The organism is Rhodocaloribacter sp., assembly GCF_056451265.1.
In genome coordinates this window covers 1-16141 of the sequence record NZ_JBWOPL010000080.1, presented here as the reverse complement: position 1 = coordinate 16141, position 16141 = coordinate 1, and the positions used below count along the sequence as shown (strand labels likewise).

The window sequence follows — 16141 nt, the reverse complement described above, 5'->3', positions numbered from 1 at the left end:
ACGCAACCGTGCCATGCCTAAAGTCACGATAGACCATCAGGTTTACGAATTCGAGGGCCGCCCTAAGGCGCTCCAGTTTTGCCTCGATCACGGGATCGAACTGCCCCATTTCTGTTATCACCCGGCCATGTCGATCCCGGCGAACTGCCGCGAGTGCCTCATCGAAGTGGGCATGCCCGCCATCGACCGCGAGACGCGCAAGCCCAAACTCGACGCCGAAGGCAACCCCCTGATCCAGTTCATGCCGAAGCTCATGACGAGTTGCTCGCAAGACCTGGCCGACGGCATGGTCATCCGGACGCACCGGACGAGCGAGAAGGTGGCGCGCGCCCAGCAGGACACCCTCGAATTCCTCCTCATCAACCACCCGCTCGACTGCCCGATCTGCGACCAGGCCGGCCACTGCCCGCTCCAGATTCAGGCCTACAAATACGGCCCGGAAGGATCACGCTTCGAGTTTCGGAAGGTGCGCAAGCCCAAACACATCAAGCTCGGCCCCCGCGTCATGCTCGACGGCGAGCGGTGCATCAACTGCACCCGGTGTGTGCGCTTCACCGACGAGATCTCGAAAAGCCATCAGCTCACCATCATCGAGCGCGGCGTGCGCAACTATCCGATCACCCCGCCCGGCGTGACGTTCGACGACCCGTACTCGATGAACGTCATCGACATCTGCCCCGTCGGCGCGCTCACCTCCATCGACTTCCGGTTCAAGGCGCGCATCTGGGAAATGTCGAGCGCCCCGTCGATCACCACGACGAACGCGAAGGGCTCGAACTGCCACTACTGGGTCAAGGACAACCTCGTGCTCCGCATCACGGCGCGGCCCAATGCGGCGGTCAATGACTACTGGCTGCCCGACGAGGACCGGCTCGACTATCACCGCTTCAATGAGAACCGCCCGGACGGACCCCGCATCGCCGGGCGCCCGGCGACGTGGGACGAGGCCTACGAGCGCGCCGCCGAACTGCTCCGCTCGGTCCCGGGCGAAGGCATCCTCTTCCTCGGCTCGGCCCACGCCACCGTGGAGGACAACTACCTCCTGTCGAAGCTCGCAGACGCGCTCGGAGCCGACGCGCCCCGCTACCTCCCGCACGTCGAGCCCGGACACGGCGACGGCTGGCTCCGCACGGACGACCGCACGCCGAACGCGGAGGGCTGCCGTCGCCTCGGCATCGAACCCGTCGACGAGGCAATGATCCGGGCGAAAATGGAGGCGGGCGAGATCAAGGCGGTGTACGCGCTCGAAGACGACCCCGTAGCCGCCGGCCTGTTCTCCGCCGAAGCGCTCGCGAACGTGCCCGTCATCCTCCACCCCTACCACGCGACGAACGAGACGCTCTCCGTGGCCGACGTCTCGCTTCCGGCGGCAATGGTCGTCGAGACCGTCGGCACGTACGTCAACTGTGACGGTCACGCGCAGCGCGTGCGCCCGGCCAAAGCCATCCGGGACGTCAACCGGACGCTGGTCCTGGAGATGGACAAGGGCCGTCCCGACAAGCACGGCACCCCCTTCGACCGGTGGTATCACGAAGAGCATCAGGTCAATTGCCGCCCCTCATGGGTCAGCCTTCCCGCCGTGGCCCAGAAGGCCGGCCATCCGATGCCATACAAAGGTCCGAAATACATCATGGCCGAACTCGCCCGGACGAACCCGGCCTTCTCCGGCGCGACGTACGAGGCGATGGGGCTTTCCGGCGTCCGTCTCGAATCCGTCGGCGAGGCGGTCTGACGCCGGGGTCGCGACGCGATGGAAGCGTCTACCGAGGCGCGCACCGTCCTGCCGGCGGCGTTCGTGGCGCGCCGGGCGTAAGGGACCGGCCCTCACCGCATCAAACTGCCCATGCCCCCTCCCGCCCGGTGGTTCATCAAGACGGCCTTCGTCTTCCTCGTGATTGCCCTGGGCGCCGGCGCGGCGCTCGCGGTGCGGACGGGCGCTCCGGCCGGGTTCTGGCGTCCGGCGGTGGTGCACCTCTTCGTGGTCGGCTGGCTGACGCAGTTGATCTTCGGCGTCGCGTACTGGCTCTTCCCCCGGCATTCTCGGGAACGCCCGTACGGGCCGACCGGCCTCGCGTGGGCCGCCTACGGCCTGCTGAACCTGGGGCTGGCGCTGCGCGCCGTGGCCGAGCCGGGCCTCTCGCTGTGGACCTGGGGCGGGTGGCGCGTGCTGCTGGCCGCCTCTGCGGTGCTGCAGACGCTGGGCGTGCTGGCCTTTGCCGTGTATCTCTGGCCGCGCATCAAGACGAGGTAGCCACGATGCATCCCCTCAGCCGCCTGATCTGTCGCACCGCCGTCCTCTATCTGGCGGCAGGCGCCGTGCTGGGCGGAGGCCTGCTCACGGCGAAAGCCCTGGCGACCTTTCCGAGCCTCTGGCGGCTGCGCCCCCTGCACGTCGAATGGCTGGCCGTGGGATGGATGACCCAGCTTGCGATGGGCGTGGCCTTCTGGATCTTCCCGCGTCGCGGCAGCCCGCCCCGCGAAGGCTGGATGCGGGCAGCCTTCGTGCTGCTGAACGTGGGTCTGGCGCTGGTCACGCTCGGAACACTCGCGTCGTGGAACGCCCTGGTGACGGCGGGAAGGCTCGCCGAGATAAGCGCGGCGCCGGCATTCGTCTCGGCCGTCGGGCCCCGCGTGCGGGCCATCGGAACGCCCGGGAAAGCACCGAAAAGCGTGAGGAAAGGCTAACCCCGCGCCGTTCGGCCGAGCCAACGCCTCACCGAACGGCGCATCGCCTCACCGAACGCCGTGCCTCTTCGCCCACCGCCGGAGTTCCTCGCGGGCTTTTTCCGAGAGATGGTTCGGCACCTCGACCTCAACCTCGACGTACAGATCGCCGCGCCCGCGCGCGGTCTGCACGCCCTGACCACGCAGCCGGAGGATGTGTCCCGGCTGCGTCCCGGCGGGGATCGTGACGCGGACGGTCTGTCCGTACACGTCCTGAATCCGGCGTTCCGTGCCGAGCATGGCCTCCACGGCGGAGACCGTCTCGCGTGTATACAGGTCGTCGCCCTCGCGGTGGAAGCGCGGATGCGGCTCGACCTCGAGGGTCACGTACAGGTCGCCGCGCGCGCCGCCGGCGCCGCGTTCCCCACGCCCGCGCAGCCGGATCGTCGTGCCCGAAGTCGCGCCCTCGGGCACGGTCACGCGCACCGTCTCCCCGTCGGGGAGGGTGAGCAGTTGCGTCCCTCCACGCAGGGCTTCCTCGAACGTCAGGCGCACGACGGCCCGCACGTCGCGGCCCGGGCGAGCGCGTCGGCGACGCCGGGGTTCGGAAAAAGGCTCCTCGCCGCCGAAGAACCGGCTGAAGAGGTCGTGCACCCCGCCGAAGCCCGGCTCCCCGAAATCGAAAGCCGAGCCGCCGAAGCCCCGCTCGAAGCCGCCGGGCGTCGGGCCAAACGGCTCGGCAAAGGGCGCTCCGCCGAAGGAACGGCCCGCGAACGGCGCCTTCCGCAGACGGTCGTATTCGCGCCGGCGCCCTTCGTCGGCGAGCACCTCATAGGCCTCCTGCACCTCTTTGAAGCGTTCCTCCGCTTCGTGATCGTTCGGATTGCGATCCGGGTGATACCGTCGGGCAAGCTTTCGATAGGCTTTCTTGATCTCCTCCTCGGAAGCGCCCTCGGCCACCCCGAGCACGGCATAATAGTCTTTCACCACCGCCTCCATCCTGCAGACTCACCCCCGTATGTGACCTTGATGAAAGAGCTGCCCCGACGCGAACAAGCCCCACACCGACCGGGGCCGGGCAGGGCTTGCATGGTTCATCCCCGTATCGGGTGTGCATCGGAAGCAGGCCGTCGCTTACGAGACCTTGATCCGCTTCGGACGGCGCTCCTCTGCTTTAGGCGCCTCGATCGTCAACACGCCGTTTCTGAAATGCGCCTTGATCCGGTCCGGCAAAACCATGTTGCCGAGGTTGAACGACCGGTAGAAGCGTCCGTACCAGCGTTCGAGGCTATGCACGCGGTCATGGGAACCCTCATGCTCGCTCTTGCGCTCGCCGCTGACGGTCAGCCGGCCGTTCTCGAACGTGATCTGCACCTCATCTTTCTTCAAGCCCGGAAGGTCCATCCGGATCAGAAAAGCATCGTCGCGCTCGGACACATCCGCAGCGGGCAACCAGGCCGCCGGCATCTCCGTTTCCGCCTCACCGGCGCGACCAAAAAACTCGTCGAAGAGGCGCGCCGCTTCGCGTTCCAACACCGTCAGATCCCGCACGGGGCTATAACGCGTCAGGGTCGTCATGGCGAATTACCTCCTAGATCTTTGTGGATGAAAACTCGCGTGACTGCTGCGTCGCCGAAGCGCTCGGCGCGCGCATCCCCCCTTTATACAAACCCGATGCCATCCCACGAAATGAGCCACTTTGACCCATTTCGGGTACTTTTTGACAGACGAGCCTCCGCCAATCATGCAGAGCCGCGGACCGCGCGCGCCCTCGTAAGGGGATGCCGCAGCGCCCCGCGCGAGATCGTCCCGGCCTTTTTTCAGTCGCCCCGCCCGTAATCCTGCATGTAGATGTCCTGAATCAAGCCGTTCTCCGCCGCCTCATGCTTTTTGAAGAGCTCGAGCAGTTCATGGATCCGCTGGCGGATACGCGCGACCTGCGTGGGACTCGGGTGATCGAAGCCCTTGATCGTAGCGATGATGTGGTTCAGGTCGGCGATGATCTTCCGATGATCCTCCTGGAGATTTTCGAGCCGGAAAGCGTACTGCGGCGCGAGATGCATGACGTCCTGCATGTACCCGCCTTCCTCTTCGAGGTCGAAATGCTTCTGCAGCTGATTCTGAAAATCACGCAGCCGCAGGAGAAAGTCGAGTTTCCACTGTAAGAACTTCTCCGGGGCGATCTCCCCTTCCAGTTCGGCAACCAGTGCTTCCATGCACGCGCGGAGTTGTTTGTGATCCTCTTCGATGCGTGCAGCGATGTCTTCTTCCTGATTATACATGGCCTTGCCTCGTTGCTGAATGGATGCGACGCGTCTCCTATGCCTGGAAATATAATGACGGGCACGGCCCCTGTTCCCTGCTGCCGAGGAATGTGCCCGACTTCCTGTGGCGAAAAACCTTACGTCGTTCGGCGGCGCGCCAGGAGCAGCCCCTGCTCTGACCCACGAGATCACATGGACCCGAGGCCCGAGCGAGGACTACCGGGAGGCGTCGTGTCCCTTCGTCCCCGCTCCGGGGGGATGCGCTTCGTGCGCGAAGGCCCCGCGCGGGACAGGCTCGACCTGCGCCCGTTCCCGGTGATAGTCCCCGGCCACGGCGCGCAGTTTCTCGCACGCCAGCGCCACCGTGCGGTCGTCGCAGGCAAACGAGAGGCGGAAGTGTCCCGGTCGGCCGAACGCCGAGCCGGGGACGACGAGCAGAAGATGCTCCCGGGCCCGGCGGATAAACGCTTCCTCCGGACCGAGCGTCTGCGGGAAGATATAGAACGTGCCTTCCGGCTTTACGTACGTATACCCGCTCTCGTCGAGCGCGGCGCACAGCTTCTCGCGTTTCGCGGCGTAGTGTCCGGTCTCCACCTCCGCCTCGACGGCCTCGGCAACGGCGCGCTGCATGAGGGCCGGCGCGTTGACGAAACCGAGCGTGCGGTTCGTCATCGCCAGCGCGTCGAGAAGCGCGTCCTGGTCCTCCCCCATCGCCGCCGGGTTGACGGCCACGTATCCGATGCGCTCTCCGGCGATGTTGAACGACTTCGACCACGAATAGCACATGAAGCTGTTCGGATACACCGTCGCGGGTGAGACGAATGCCGTGTCGTCGAAAAGCAGTTCGCGGTACGGCTCGTCGGAGATGAGGGCGATCGCTCGTCCGTGTTCATGGGCTTTCCGAAGCAGCATCTCCGCCAGCGCTTCGAGTGAGGCGCGGTCATAGACGCGCCCCGAGGGGTTGTTCGGCGCGTTGAGCATCACCGCCTTCGTGCGCCGCGTCACGGCGGCAGCGACGGCCTCGACGTCGAGGCTGAAGTCTTCGTTCGTATCGACGAGCACCATCTGCCCGCCGTGGTTGTCGATGTAGAAGCGGTACTCGACGAAGTACGGGCGCAGGACGATCACCTCATCGCCGGGGTCGAGGATGGTTTTGAGCACGACGTTGATCGCGCCGGCGGCCCCCGTGGTCATCAGAACGTGCCGCGCCTCGGCGTTCTCGAAATACCCGTGACGGTTGAGATATCCCGCAATCGCTTCGCGCACGTGCGGGTAGCCGGCGTTGGGCATGTATCCATGCGGGGTCGGTTCCGAGGCCGCCCGCCGGAGCGCCTCCAGGAAGGCCTTCGGCGGCGTAAACTCCGGATTGCCGAGCGAGAGGTCGGCCACGTGCTCCGCCCCGTGCTCCGCCTTCATCGACAACCCTTCCTCAAACATTTTCCGGATGGCTGACCCTGTCTCCATCCGTCTGGCAGTTTTCTTCGCTATCATCTTTGTTTTCAATAATATACCCATACACCCCCTCTCGCATTTCATGGCCGGGAGCACACCCCATGAGATCCGGCGAAGCTTCTCGTTCCCCCTATCCGACACGCGAGGTTGCGCGTCCCGATCCGGCGCGGGGACGCCTCCGGGAGCACGAGTGCCGTCCCTGCCAACCAGGCCCGGAGCATCCCCCCTCCACTTCGCACGCTTGGTCTCAACGTACGCCGTCCCTTGCGGAGCGGCTGTCGTCCGATCCCCCTTTTTCGCGGCGAGCATCCCTGACGCGGCGGGTAAGCGCCTCCCCGGCAGCGACCGGAGCGCCTGCCGGCGCCTGTGGTTAAACCGACGCTTTCACCTTTTTGATCTCTTCCGTGAGCGCCGGGACCACCTCGAAAAGGTCGCCCACGATGCCATAGTCGGCCACGGTGAAGATGGGGGCGTCGGGGTCCTTGTTGACGGCCACGATGCACTTCGAAGCGCCGATGCCCGCCACGTGCTGAATGGCTCCGGAGATGCCGACGGCCACGTAGAGATCCGGCGAGACCGTCTTGCCCGTCTGCCCGACGTGTTCCTCGTGCGATCGCCAGCCGTCGTCCGAGACGGGGCGCGAGCACCCGAGCGCCGTGCCTTCGCCCAGGGCTTCGGCGAGCGCTTCGAGCAGATGCCAGTTTTCCGGCCCCTGCATCCCCCGCCCACCGCTCACGACGATGTCGGCTTCGGTCACGTCGAGCCGGGCCGAGGCGTTTTGCCGGAGCTCTTCGACCACCACCTTCGGCTCCGGAAGGGCCACGCTCAGACGCTCGACCGTGACGGCGACCGGCGCTTCTTCGGGCGTGTACGCTCTCGGGCGGATGGTCGCCATCACCGGGGGGGCGGTCACGCGCACGTCGGCGAGGATCTTTCCGGCAAACAACGGACGCGTGAAGACGAGCGCATCGCCCTCGGTGCGGAAGCGCAGGCAATCTTGCGCCAGCCCGGCGTCGAGGATCTCCGCGGCGCGGGCCATGACGTCCTTGCCGTTGAGGGTGGCAGCCATGAGGACCACGTCGGCGTCCACGCGCCGGACGGCCTCGGCGACGGCGGCGGCGTGCACGTCGGGGCTGTACTTCGCGAGCCGGGCATCCTCGATGAGGAGCGTGCGAGGGACGCCATACGCGCCGGGCGCCTCGGCGTGCGCCTCGAGGCCGGGCGCGCCGACCATCAGCGCGGCCACGGGACGGCCGAGCGCCTGCCCCATCCGCGCGGCCACGGTGAAGACCTGCGCGTTGACGGGCCGCAATTCACCGTCGAGCACGTCGGCGACAACGAGAAGGGTGGACATATCGATAACCTCCGTATTTCCTTGACTGTCTTGGCGGGATCCCCGAACCCTTCAGATCACCTTTGCTTCCTCATGAAGCAGGCGCACGACTTCCGGCACGGCTTCGACGCCTTCGAAGACACGCCCGGCGGCTTTCTCCGGCGGATAGGCGAGGCGTTCCACGACGAGCTTCGGCTCGACGAGAGCGGCCTCGACCACGTCGATGGGTTTACGCTTGGCCTGCATGATCCCTTTGAACGAAGGATAGCGGGGCTCATTGAGCCGGAGGTTGACCCCGAGGACGGCGGGCAGCGGGAAGGAGGAGACCTCCTGCACGCCTTCGAGCACGCGGCGCGCCGTGCCCCGTCCGCCTTCGACGGTCAGCTCTTCGACGTTCGTGACGCACGCGAAGTCGAGCGCCTGCGCGATCCGTTGCGGCGTCTGCATCTGATCGTCATCGACGGCCTGCTGACCGGCGAGGATGAGGTCGAAGCCGCCGTCCCGGAGCGCGGCCGTGAGGGCTCTCGCCGTCACGCGCGGGTCCGCCGGAACGGCGTCGGCATGGAGCCGGACGGCCCGGTGTGCGCCCATCGCCAGCGCCTCCCGGAGCGCCTTCTCGACGCGGGGCGGGCCGAGCGAGAAGACCGTCACCTCGCCGCCGTGCGCCTCCGTCAGGCGAAGCGCCGCCTCCACGGCCGCCTCGTCGTACGGGTTGATGATCCACTGTACGTCGTCTTCGAGCACCGACACGCCGTCCCCGGCGATCTGCACCCGGGTCTCGGTGTCCGGCGTCTGCTTCAAACAAACGGCTATGTTCATCTTCCGACCTTTCTATGGTTTGCAATCATTTCGGGGCGCGAGCGTCCTCCGCGTCCCTGCAAGGTAAACTCCGCCGCAATTAACATCCCAGGAAGAAAACAGCGGCGCGGTCGGAGGCACGGTGGCGCGCGGGGGAAGCTTTGCCGGTCGCCGTGGCGCGCTCCTTCACGCGCGATCCCCGAGCCGCTCCGCCACGATCTCGACGACATCCTTGACGACCATACCCTCCCCGGCGGCTTTCGAGGCGTCGTCCATCATCGTCAGGCAGAAGGGACATCCGACGGCGAGGGTTTGCGCGCCCGTCGCTGCCGCTTCGTCGAAGCGCGTCGCATTCACGGCTGCCGCGCCCGGCTCCTCCTCTTTCCACATCTGCGCCCCGCCCGCGCCGCAACAGAACGACTTCGTCCCGTGCCGGGGCATCTCGACCACCGGCAGCCGGAGGGCGTCGAGCACTTCGCGCGGCTCGTCGACGACGCCGTTGTGGCGGCCCAGATAACACGGGTCGTGAAAGGTAACCGCGCCGGAGGCCTCCCCGCCGGGCAGGTCGAGCTTCCCGGCCGCCGCCAGTTCGGCGAGAAGCTGGGTGTGGTGGATCACCTCGTACGTCCCGCCCAGCGCGGCGTACTCCTTTCCGAGGGTGTGCAGGCAGTGCGGGCACGTGGTGACGATGCGCTTCGGCGCGACCTCGTTCAGCGTCTCGATATTCGCCTGCGCCATCTCGTAGAAGAGATACTCGTTGCCCGCGCGCCGGGCCGAGTCGCCGGTGCAGTTTTCACGCCCGCCGAGCACGGCGAAACGGACTCCCGCGGCGTTCATCACTTTTGCCAGCGCCTGCGCCGTCCGTTGCGCGCGGGGATCGTATGAAGGCGCGCACCCGACCCACCACAACAGCTCCGCGTCCGGGTTCTCGTCGATGGTGGGGACGGAGCGTCCTTCGGCCCAGGCCATGCGGTCGGCGGCGCTCCGGTTCCACGGGTTGCCGTTCCGCTCCATGCCCCGGAAAGCGGGCTGAAGCTCCTGGGGAAAGGCGCTCTCCATGAGCACCTGATGACGGCGAAGGTGGAGGAGGTCGAACATCGGCTCGTTGCCCACGGGGCAGATGTCCACGCATGCCCCGCACGTGGTGCACGCCCACAGCGCCGACTCCGAGAGGGCGAAGTCGAGCATCGTCTCCGCGGACGTCTCCCCGGCGGCCAGCGCCGCCAGGTTGAGGTTCAGATAATAGCGTTTGTTCACCTCCAGCGCCGCCGGCGAAAGCTCTTTGCCCGTGACGTAGGCCGGACACGCGTCCTGGCACCGATTGCACATGATGCACGCATAGGCATCGATGAGGTGCTTCCGGGGCAGGTCTTCGATCCGCGCCACACCGATCTGTTCGAGCGCCTCGTCTTCGAAGTCGACGGGATCGAGCGCACCGAGCGAAGGACGGTCCGGCTTCCCGAGGAAGTTGACGCCGGACATGATGAGGTGGAAATGCTTCGAGTAGGGGAAATAGGGCACAAAGGCCAGGATCAGGCCGAGCGCGAGCCACCACGAGACGTGCTGTCCCACGACGAGGGCGCTCTCATCGAGGCCTTCCCACAGCCCGCTCACGGCATGGGCGAACGGCTGCCCGGGATCGCCGTGGCCGACGTGGAGGCGCTCCTGAGCCAGCGCGAACGTCTCGCCGAGGAAGCGAAAGCCGACGTGCGCCAGGATGAAGACGCCGACGATCACGGAGTCGCGCGTGATGCCGCCCGCGCGCGCCGCCTCGACGAGCTTCACGTTTTCGCGGATGACCAGCTGTCGGCGGCTGCCGAGCACGAAACGCCGGAGCAGGAACCACACCATCCCGACGAGCACCGACACGCTGAAGACGTCGGCGAGGAAGCGATACACGTCTCCAACGACTCCCGCGCCGAGGAATTGGACGGGGAAATAGCCCTGAATGACGTCGCCGAGGTTGACGAGGAAATAGAAGATGAAGCCCCAGGCGATCATGACGTGAAAGACGTCCGCCAGGGTGCGGGTCTTCCAGATCGGCTTCATGATGATCCACTGCCCCAGCGCTCGGAAGAAACGGTCGAGATCCACTTTCAGCGGCTCGCCCGTCCCTCGCCGGATCACCTTAACGACGTTCGAAAATCCTCGATACGCCAGTGAGGCTGAACCCATCACGGCGATGGCGAAAAGGACTTTTTCCGCGATTGACAGCATATCCGTTCTCCTTCTCGATGCGGGTGTACGGTTCGGTGATGCGCGAACATTCTTAGCGCCCGCAAGGTAAGCGTTTGCGAAACGTCAATAAACAGGGGCCGGGGGATTGTGGCGACCCGTTCCCGAAGAGGCCTTCACGCCCCCTCGCCCTTCACCTCTTCCCCGTCCCCCTTCCGGATCCTTCATGCTTCGCTCGCTCGCGCTCGTCCTCCTCCTTGCCGCCGTCTCCCTGGGTTGCGGATCCTCGAAGCCGGGTGCACGCGCCCGGGCAAAGACCACCGTCAAGGTTGAAAACCGCAACTTCAACGACATGACCGTCTACGTCATCCGCGAGTCGCTCCGCCAGCGGCTCGGCATCGTCTCCGGGGGCTCCTCGCGCACGTTCAGCCTGCCGGACTTCATCGTCTCGGGTGGACGCACGCTTCGCTTTCAGGCGGACCCCATCGGCGGCCGGGCCCGCCCCATCTCGCAAGACATCACCGTCTTCCCCGGCGACAAGATCCTGTTCATCATCCCGGCTTTCTAGCGCTCCCGTGCTTCGGCACGCCCCTTGCGTTTCGGCCAGGCAGCCTTGTCTTTCCGTTCAAAGCCGCTTAGCCATGAAACCGCTCCTGACGATCCTCGCCCTTCTATTGACCTTTGCCGCGACGGCGCACGCGCAGACGGCGAGCCCGCAGAACGCCCGCGAAAAAGCACGGCGCTACCGAACGGTCGGCGCGGTGACGCCCCGTCACTGGTCGCCGGGATCGTCCACTTCGCCCCGCTTTCTCAACGGGAACAATCAGGTCGTTGCCCGCCCCAAAATACGCTATAAGCGCCATAAGCTGCGGGTGGTGAGTTATCAGCGGCAATACGGGCAGGCCTTTCGCCCGGGGCAAAACACCCCGCGTTATTACGGCGCCCGCAAGCCCCGAAAGCCGCGACACACCCGGTTGCAGACCCGTCCCCCACAGGTGCGGATCCGCACCGTGACGCCGCGTTTCTGGAACCCGTCCGCCGGAGCCACCCGGGCCGGACTGCGGTGAGCCGCCACCGGGGTGAGACCCGAAGTGCGACGGTTCCCACCCCGAGACGCAGCCCGCGCCGTCAATACAGACGGTCGATGCGCCCTTTCTCGATGGCGCGCCCTGCGACGTCGCCGCAGGCGCGCACGGCGTGAAGGAGCCCGGCAAAACGCGGGTCGGTGGTGTGCCCCGCCCGGTAGCGGGCATAGATCTGCTGAACGATCACGGCTATCTTGAAGAGGCCGTAGACGTAATAAAACACCACGTCGCCGAGGTCGCGGCCGCTCGCCGCCGCATACCGCTCGGCCACCTCTGCCCGCGTGGGGTTGCCGGGGAGCGTGGTCGGACTCAGGCGCAGCGCCTGCATCGCGGGCGGGTCGTCGGGATCGACCCAGTATCCGAGCGTCGTGCCGAGGTCCATGAGCGGATCGCCGACGGTGGCCATCTCCCAGTCGAGCACGGCGAGGACCCGCGTCCAGTCGTCGGGAGCGAGCACGAGGTTGTCGTACTTGAAATCGTTGTGGATGAGCGACGCGCCGGACTCGGGCGGAAGGTTGGCTGCGAGCCACGCCGCCGCTCGTTCGACGGTCGGGACGTCGTCCGTGCGCGCCTTCCGGTAGCGCCGCGCCCACCCTTCGATCTGTCGCCGGACGTACCCTTCGGGACGCCCGATCTCGCCCAGACCGGCAGCCGCGTAATCGACGGCGTGAAGCTCTGCAAGCGTCTCGACGAACGCCCCGGCGATGGCGGCCATGCGGTCCGGCGGCGGTATCATCGCCTCGGGCATCTGCGCCCGGAGGATCACGCCCTCGACGCGCTCCATCACGTAAAACGGCGCGCCGATCACGGTCTCCTCTTCGCAATACAGGAGCGGCTTCGGCGCCTTCGGATAAACCGGAGCGAGGCGCGAGAGGATCGTGTATTCCCGCCCCATGTCGTGCGCCGACTTGATCTTCGCCCCGAACGGCGGGCGACGCAAAACGAGGGCGCGGTCGCCGAGGCGAAGGAGATAGGTCAGGTTCGAAAAACCACTCGGAAACTGCTTGACGACGAGCGGCCCTTCCGCGTCGGGCAGATGCGCGCGGAGATACGCCGCCAGCCGTTCCGCATCCAACGCTTCGCCTTGCCGGACGGCGGCGGGTTCATCGATCCAGTCTCGGGACATGGCGCTTCGGGACATGAGCGGTGGTCGGGGTTTTTCTAAGAGGATCGGTCATCGGAGGCGGACGCCGTACGCTTTCATCACCTCCCGCGCCACCCGGCTTTTGTGCACCTCGTCCGGGCCGTCGTAGATGCGCGCGCCGCGCTCGTGCCGGAACCACCAGGCGAGCACCGTGTCGTCGGTGATGCCGAGCGCGCCGTGGACCTGTATGGCTCGGTCGAGGACGCGCTGAAGCACCCCGGCCACGTAAAACTTGATGACGGAGATCGAGACGCGGGCGGCGTACGCGCCTTCGGCGTCGATCTTCCGGGCGGCGTCGAGCACGAGCAGGCGGGCGGCGTCGATCTCGGCGCGGCTCTCGGCGATCCAGTTCTGAACGGTCTGTTTCGTGGCGAGCGGTCGGCCGGGGGCGAGCTCGCGGGTGGCGGCGCGTTCGCACATCATCGCGAAGGCCCGTTCGCAGATGCCGACCCATCGCATGCAATGGTGGATGCGTCCCGGCCCGAGGCGCTCCTGTGCGATGGCGAAGCCCGCCCCTTCCGCTCCGAGCCGGTTCGTCTGCGGCACGCGGCAGTCCTCGAAGACCACCTCGCCGTGGCTCATCCACCCCTCACCCTCCTCGCCCATCACCGGGATGTTCCGCACGATGCGGTACCCGGGCGTATCGGCGGGGACGATGATCTGGCCGGCGCGGGCATGGGGACGCTCGGCCTCGGGATTCGTCACGGCCATCACGATGGCGAAGGCCGCCCCGTCCGCCGCCGTGGTGAACCACTTGTGCCCGTTGATCACGTAGTCGCTCCCCTCCTTCACGGCGGTGGCGCTCATCACCACGGGGTTCGAGCCGGCGTGCTCGGGCTCGGTCATGGCGAAGCAGCTCCGGACCTCGCCGCGCACGAGTGGGCCGAGGAAGCGCTCCGTCTGTTCGGGCGTGCCGTGCTCGATGAGGATCTCCATGTTTCCCGCATCCGGGGCCTGACAATTGAAGACGTAATGCCCGAACGGGCTCCGTCCGAGCCACTCGCTCACCCGTCCGAAGCCTTCGAGCGAAAGCCCCGGTCCTCCCCATGCCTCGGGAAGCTGCGGCGTCCACAGCCCCATCGCCTTCACGGCGGCGCGCTTCTCTTCGAGGAGGGGTTCGAGTTCATAAAACCCCTTCCCGCGCGCCTCGGCTTCGAGCGGATACAGTTCGTCTTCCACGAAAGCTCGCACGCTTGCGAGCAGGGCGTCGAGCGACTCGGTCGTCTTTTTCGTCATCGGAATGGGAGCGGGAAATCATCATGAGGAAGGAGGAACGCGCGTCACACCCGTTCGAGGAGCGTGGCGATGCCCATGCCGCCGCCGACGCACAGCGTGACGAGGCCCGTGGCGAGGTCGCGGCGTTCGAGTTCGTCGAGGACCGTGCCGAGGAGCATCGCGCCCGTGGCTCCGAGCGGATGGCCCATGGCGATGGCCCCGCCGTTGACGTTGACGCGGTCGAAGTCGTCGAGGCCCATCTCGCGCATGAAGCGGAGCACCACCGAGGCGAAGGCCTCGTTCACCTCGATGAGGTCGACGTCGGCGAGGGTCATGCCGGCCCTTCGGAGCGCCTTCTTCGAGGCCGGCGCGGGGCCGGTGAGCATGATCGTCGGCTCCGCACCCACGAGCGCCGCCGCCACGACGCGCGCGCGGGGCGTGAGGCCGAGCGCCTCGCCCGCCTCCCGCGAACCCACAAGCACGAGCGCCGCCCCGTCGACGATGCCGGACGAGTTGCCGGCGGTGTGCACGTGCCGGATGCGCCCGGCCTCGGGGTATTTCCGGAGCGCGACGGCGTCGAAGCCGGCCTCGCCGATGCGCTCGAAGGCGGGGTTCAGCCCGGCAAGCGCCTCCATCGTCGTGTTCGGGCGGATGAGTTCGTCGTGCTCGAGCGCCGTCTCGCCTTTCCGGTTCTTCACCGGAAGCAGCGAGGCGAAGCGTCCCTCCCGCGTCGCCTCGGCGGCGCGGCGCTGGGAAAGCACCCCCACGGCGTCCACGTCCTCGCGGCTGAAGCCTTCGAGCGTGGCGATGAGATCGGCGCTGATGCCCTGCGGCACGTAGCCGATCTTCTCCCGCACGAGCGGATCCTCCATGAGCGCCCCGCCGTCGCTCCCGATGGGCACCCGCGACATCGACTCGACGCCGCCCGCCACGATGAGGTCTTCCCATCCCGAACGCACCTTCTCCGCGGCCATGTTCACCGTCTCCAGCCCCGAGGCGCAGAAACGGTTGACCTGCACGCCGGGCACGTCGAGGTCCCACCCGGCATAGAGCACCGCCGTCCGGGCGATGTCGGCGCCCTGGTCGCCGATGGGCGTCACGCAGCCGAGGATGACGTCGTCCACCCGAGACGTGTCGAGGTCGTGACGGGCGCGCATCGCCTCGAGAAGCCCCCGGAGGAGGTCGATGGGCGGCACTTCGTACAGGGCGCCGCTCGGCTTGCCCTTGCCGCGCGGCGTGCGGATGGCGTCAAAGATAAAGGCTTCGCGGGACATGAGCTTTCCTCAGTATCGGATTGAAAACATGTGCGCATGGCAGGGATTTCGTATTCCGCATGGTCGCCTCCATTACGCAATACACACGGATCACTATGGGATGGAACCTGAAACCTCAGGCGCCCGGTCTACCCCTCCGTCGCTGCGCGACACCTCCCCTTCGCATGGGGAGGAACTTTCAGATACAGAAACGGGCGACACTAGCCCTTCCCCCTCACAGGGGGAAGTACCCCGAAGGGGGGATGGGGGTCCCCCATGCTGCGCATGCACTGCTCCCCTTTGACCGTGCACGCTTGCCGCTTAAGCAACAGCCGTCCTACCCCTCCGTCGCTGCGCGACACCTCCCCTTCACAAGGGGAGGAACTTTCAGATACAGAAACGGGCGACACTAGCCCTTCCCCCTCACAGGGGGAAGTACCCCGAAGGGAGGATGGGGGTCCCCCATGCTACGCATCCACTGCACCCTTTGACCGTGCACGCTTGCTGCTCAAGCAACAGCCGGTCTACCCCTCCGTCGCAGCGCGACCCCTCCCCTTCGCAAGGGGAGGACTTTTGTGTGTTGCACAATCCCTTCCCCCTCACAGGGGGAAGTACCCCGAAGGGGGGATGGGGGTATTCGTCCGCATTGGTCTACTCCATCGGCGAAGCGTGAGTTCGCCACATCCATTGCGTCTCTGCCAGAGGGATCGGGAGCTGGATCCCCCCTACGAACTACGATTCACCACACCGTCACGACG

At 66.6% G+C, this 16141-nt stretch carries 15 protein-coding genes; 5 read left to right on the top strand and 10 right to left on the bottom strand.

The window, feature by feature from the left end; genetic code table 11:
* Positions 1-13 precede the first annotated feature (13 nt).
* The 3 genes from AC1HIY_RS14325 (at position 14) to AC1HIY_RS14315 (ending at position 2685) form a co-directional block, all read left to right on the top strand.
* Positions 14-1732, top strand: a complete 1719-nt coding sequence (locus AC1HIY_RS14325; protein ID WP_479577479.1) for an NADH-quinone oxidoreductase subunit G — start codon at positions 14-16, stop codon at positions 1730-1732.
* 111 nt (positions 1733-1843) lie between these two features.
* On the top strand, positions 1844-2251 hold the full coding sequence (locus AC1HIY_RS14320) for a hypothetical protein (protein ID WP_479577478.1): 408 nt from the start codon (positions 1844-1846) through the stop codon (positions 2249-2251).
* 5 nt (positions 2252-2256) lie between these two features.
* The gene (locus AC1HIY_RS14315; RefSeq protein ID WP_479577477.1) at positions 2257-2685 is read left to right on the top strand and encodes a hypothetical protein; all 429 of its coding nucleotides are present in this window, start codon (positions 2257-2259) and stop codon (positions 2683-2685) included.
* A 48-nt stretch (positions 2686-2733) separates the two neighbouring features.
* Here the strand turns inward: AC1HIY_RS14315 and AC1HIY_RS14310 are convergent, their stop codons facing one another.
* The 7 genes from AC1HIY_RS14310 to AC1HIY_RS14280 form a co-directional block, all read right to left on the bottom strand.
* A complete protein-coding gene (locus tag AC1HIY_RS14310; protein ID WP_479577476.1) occupies positions 2734-3651 on the bottom strand; it encodes a DnaJ C-terminal domain-containing protein in 918 nt (305 codons plus the stop codon).
* A gap of 147 nt (positions 3652-3798) precedes the next feature.
* Positions 3799-4242 (bottom strand): Hsp20/alpha crystallin family protein, encoded by a 444-nt coding sequence (locus AC1HIY_RS14305; protein WP_479577475.1) that lies wholly within the window; start codon positions 4240-4242, stop codon positions 3799-3801.
* 242 nt (positions 4243-4484) lie between these two features.
* Positions 4485-4946 (bottom strand): hypothetical protein, encoded by a 462-nt coding sequence (locus AC1HIY_RS14300; protein ID WP_479577474.1) that lies wholly within the window; start codon positions 4944-4946, stop codon positions 4485-4487.
* A gap of 198 nt (positions 4947-5144) precedes the next feature.
* On the bottom strand, positions 5145-6419 hold the full coding sequence (locus AC1HIY_RS14295) for a pyridoxal phosphate-dependent aminotransferase (RefSeq protein ID WP_479577473.1): 1275 nt from the start codon (positions 6417-6419) through the stop codon (positions 5145-5147).
* A 331-nt stretch (positions 6420-6750) separates the two neighbouring features.
* Positions 6751-7734, bottom strand: coding sequence for an electron transfer flavoprotein subunit alpha/FixB family protein (locus AC1HIY_RS14290; RefSeq protein WP_479577472.1), 984 nt, complete (start codon positions 7732-7734; stop codon positions 6751-6753).
* Between the two features lie 51 nt (positions 7735-7785).
* Positions 7786-8532, bottom strand: a complete 747-nt coding sequence (locus AC1HIY_RS14285) for an electron transfer flavoprotein subunit beta/FixA family protein (RefSeq protein ID WP_479577471.1) — start codon at positions 8530-8532, stop codon at positions 7786-7788.
* Between the two features lie 165 nt (positions 8533-8697).
* Complete coding sequence (locus tag AC1HIY_RS14280) at positions 8698-10728, bottom strand: (Fe-S)-binding protein (RefSeq protein WP_479577470.1); 2031 nt, start codon at positions 10726-10728, stop codon at positions 8698-8700.
* A 184-nt stretch (positions 10729-10912) separates the two neighbouring features.
* Between AC1HIY_RS14280 and AC1HIY_RS14275 the strand changes: the two genes are divergently transcribed.
* Together AC1HIY_RS14275 and AC1HIY_RS14270 are read left to right on the top strand one after the other, a co-directional pair.
* On the top strand, positions 10913-11254 hold the full coding sequence (locus AC1HIY_RS14275) for a hypothetical protein (protein WP_479577469.1): 342 nt from the start codon (positions 10913-10915) through the stop codon (positions 11252-11254).
* Between the two features lie 73 nt (positions 11255-11327).
* Complete coding sequence (locus AC1HIY_RS14270; protein WP_479577468.1) at positions 11328-11753, top strand: hypothetical protein; 426 nt, start codon at positions 11328-11330, stop codon at positions 11751-11753.
* Between the two features lie 61 nt (positions 11754-11814).
* Here AC1HIY_RS14270 and AC1HIY_RS14265 read toward each other — a convergent pair whose 3' ends face one another.
* Genes AC1HIY_RS14265 through AC1HIY_RS14255 form a run of 3 tightly spaced genes read right to left on the bottom strand, consistent with a single transcriptional unit; the run spans position 11815 to position 15404 of the window.
* Positions 11815-12912 (bottom strand): phosphotransferase family protein, encoded by a 1098-nt coding sequence (locus AC1HIY_RS14265; RefSeq protein WP_479577467.1) that lies wholly within the window; start codon positions 12910-12912, stop codon positions 11815-11817.
* 33 nt (positions 12913-12945) lie between these two features.
* Positions 12946-14151, bottom strand: coding sequence for an acyl-CoA dehydrogenase family protein (locus AC1HIY_RS14260; protein ID WP_479577466.1), 1206 nt, complete (start codon positions 14149-14151; stop codon positions 12946-12948).
* Between the two features lie 44 nt (positions 14152-14195).
* Positions 14196-15404, bottom strand: coding sequence for an acetyl-CoA C-acetyltransferase (locus tag AC1HIY_RS14255; protein WP_479577465.1), 1209 nt, complete (start codon positions 15402-15404; stop codon positions 14196-14198).
* Positions 15405-16141 lie beyond the last annotated feature (737 nt).

Excerpts from the sequence above, each read along its gene's own strand:
- AC1HIY_RS14280 (WP_479577470.1), bottom strand. The coding sequence starts at position 10,728 with ATGCTGTCAATCGCGGAAAAAGTCCTTTTCGCCATCGCCGTGATGGGT.
- AC1HIY_RS14300 (WP_479577474.1), bottom strand. The coding sequence starts at position 4,946 with ATGTATAATCAGGAAGAAGACATCGCTGCACGCATCGAAGAGGATCAC.
- AC1HIY_RS14265 (WP_479577467.1), bottom strand. The coding sequence starts at position 12,912 with ATGTCCCGAAGCGCCATGTCCCGAGACTGGATCGATGAACCCGCCGCC.
- AC1HIY_RS14325 (WP_479577479.1), top strand. The coding sequence starts at position 14 with ATGCCTAAAGTCACGATAGACCATCAGGTTTACGAATTCGAGGGCCGC.
- AC1HIY_RS14295 (WP_479577473.1), bottom strand. The coding sequence starts at position 6,419 with ATGATAGCGAAGAAAACTGCCAGACGGATGGAGACAGGGTCAGCCATC.
- AC1HIY_RS14285 (WP_479577471.1), bottom strand. The coding sequence starts at position 8,532 with ATGAACATAGCCGTTTGTTTGAAGCAGACGCCGGACACCGAGACCCGG.
- AC1HIY_RS14255 (WP_479577465.1), bottom strand. The coding sequence starts at position 15,404 with ATGTCCCGCGAAGCCTTTATCTTTGACGCCATCCGCACGCCGCGCGGC.
- AC1HIY_RS14315 (WP_479577477.1), top strand. The coding sequence starts at position 2,257 with ATGCATCCCCTCAGCCGCCTGATCTGTCGCACCGCCGTCCTCTATCTG.
- AC1HIY_RS14260 (WP_479577466.1), bottom strand. The coding sequence starts at position 14,151 with ATGACGAAAAAGACGACCGAGTCGCTCGACGCCCTGCTCGCAAGCGTG.
- AC1HIY_RS14270 (WP_479577468.1), top strand. The coding sequence starts at position 11,328 with ATGAAACCGCTCCTGACGATCCTCGCCCTTCTATTGACCTTTGCCGCG.
- AC1HIY_RS14290 (WP_479577472.1), bottom strand. The coding sequence starts at position 7,734 with ATGTCCACCCTTCTCGTTGTCGCCGACGTGCTCGACGGTGAATTGCGG.
- AC1HIY_RS14275 (WP_479577469.1), top strand. The coding sequence starts at position 10,913 with ATGCTTCGCTCGCTCGCGCTCGTCCTCCTCCTTGCCGCCGTCTCCCTG.
- AC1HIY_RS14305 (WP_479577475.1), bottom strand. The coding sequence starts at position 4,242 with ATGACGACCCTGACGCGTTATAGCCCCGTGCGGGATCTGACGGTGTTG.
- AC1HIY_RS14320 (WP_479577478.1), top strand. The coding sequence starts at position 1,844 with ATGCCCCCTCCCGCCCGGTGGTTCATCAAGACGGCCTTCGTCTTCCTC.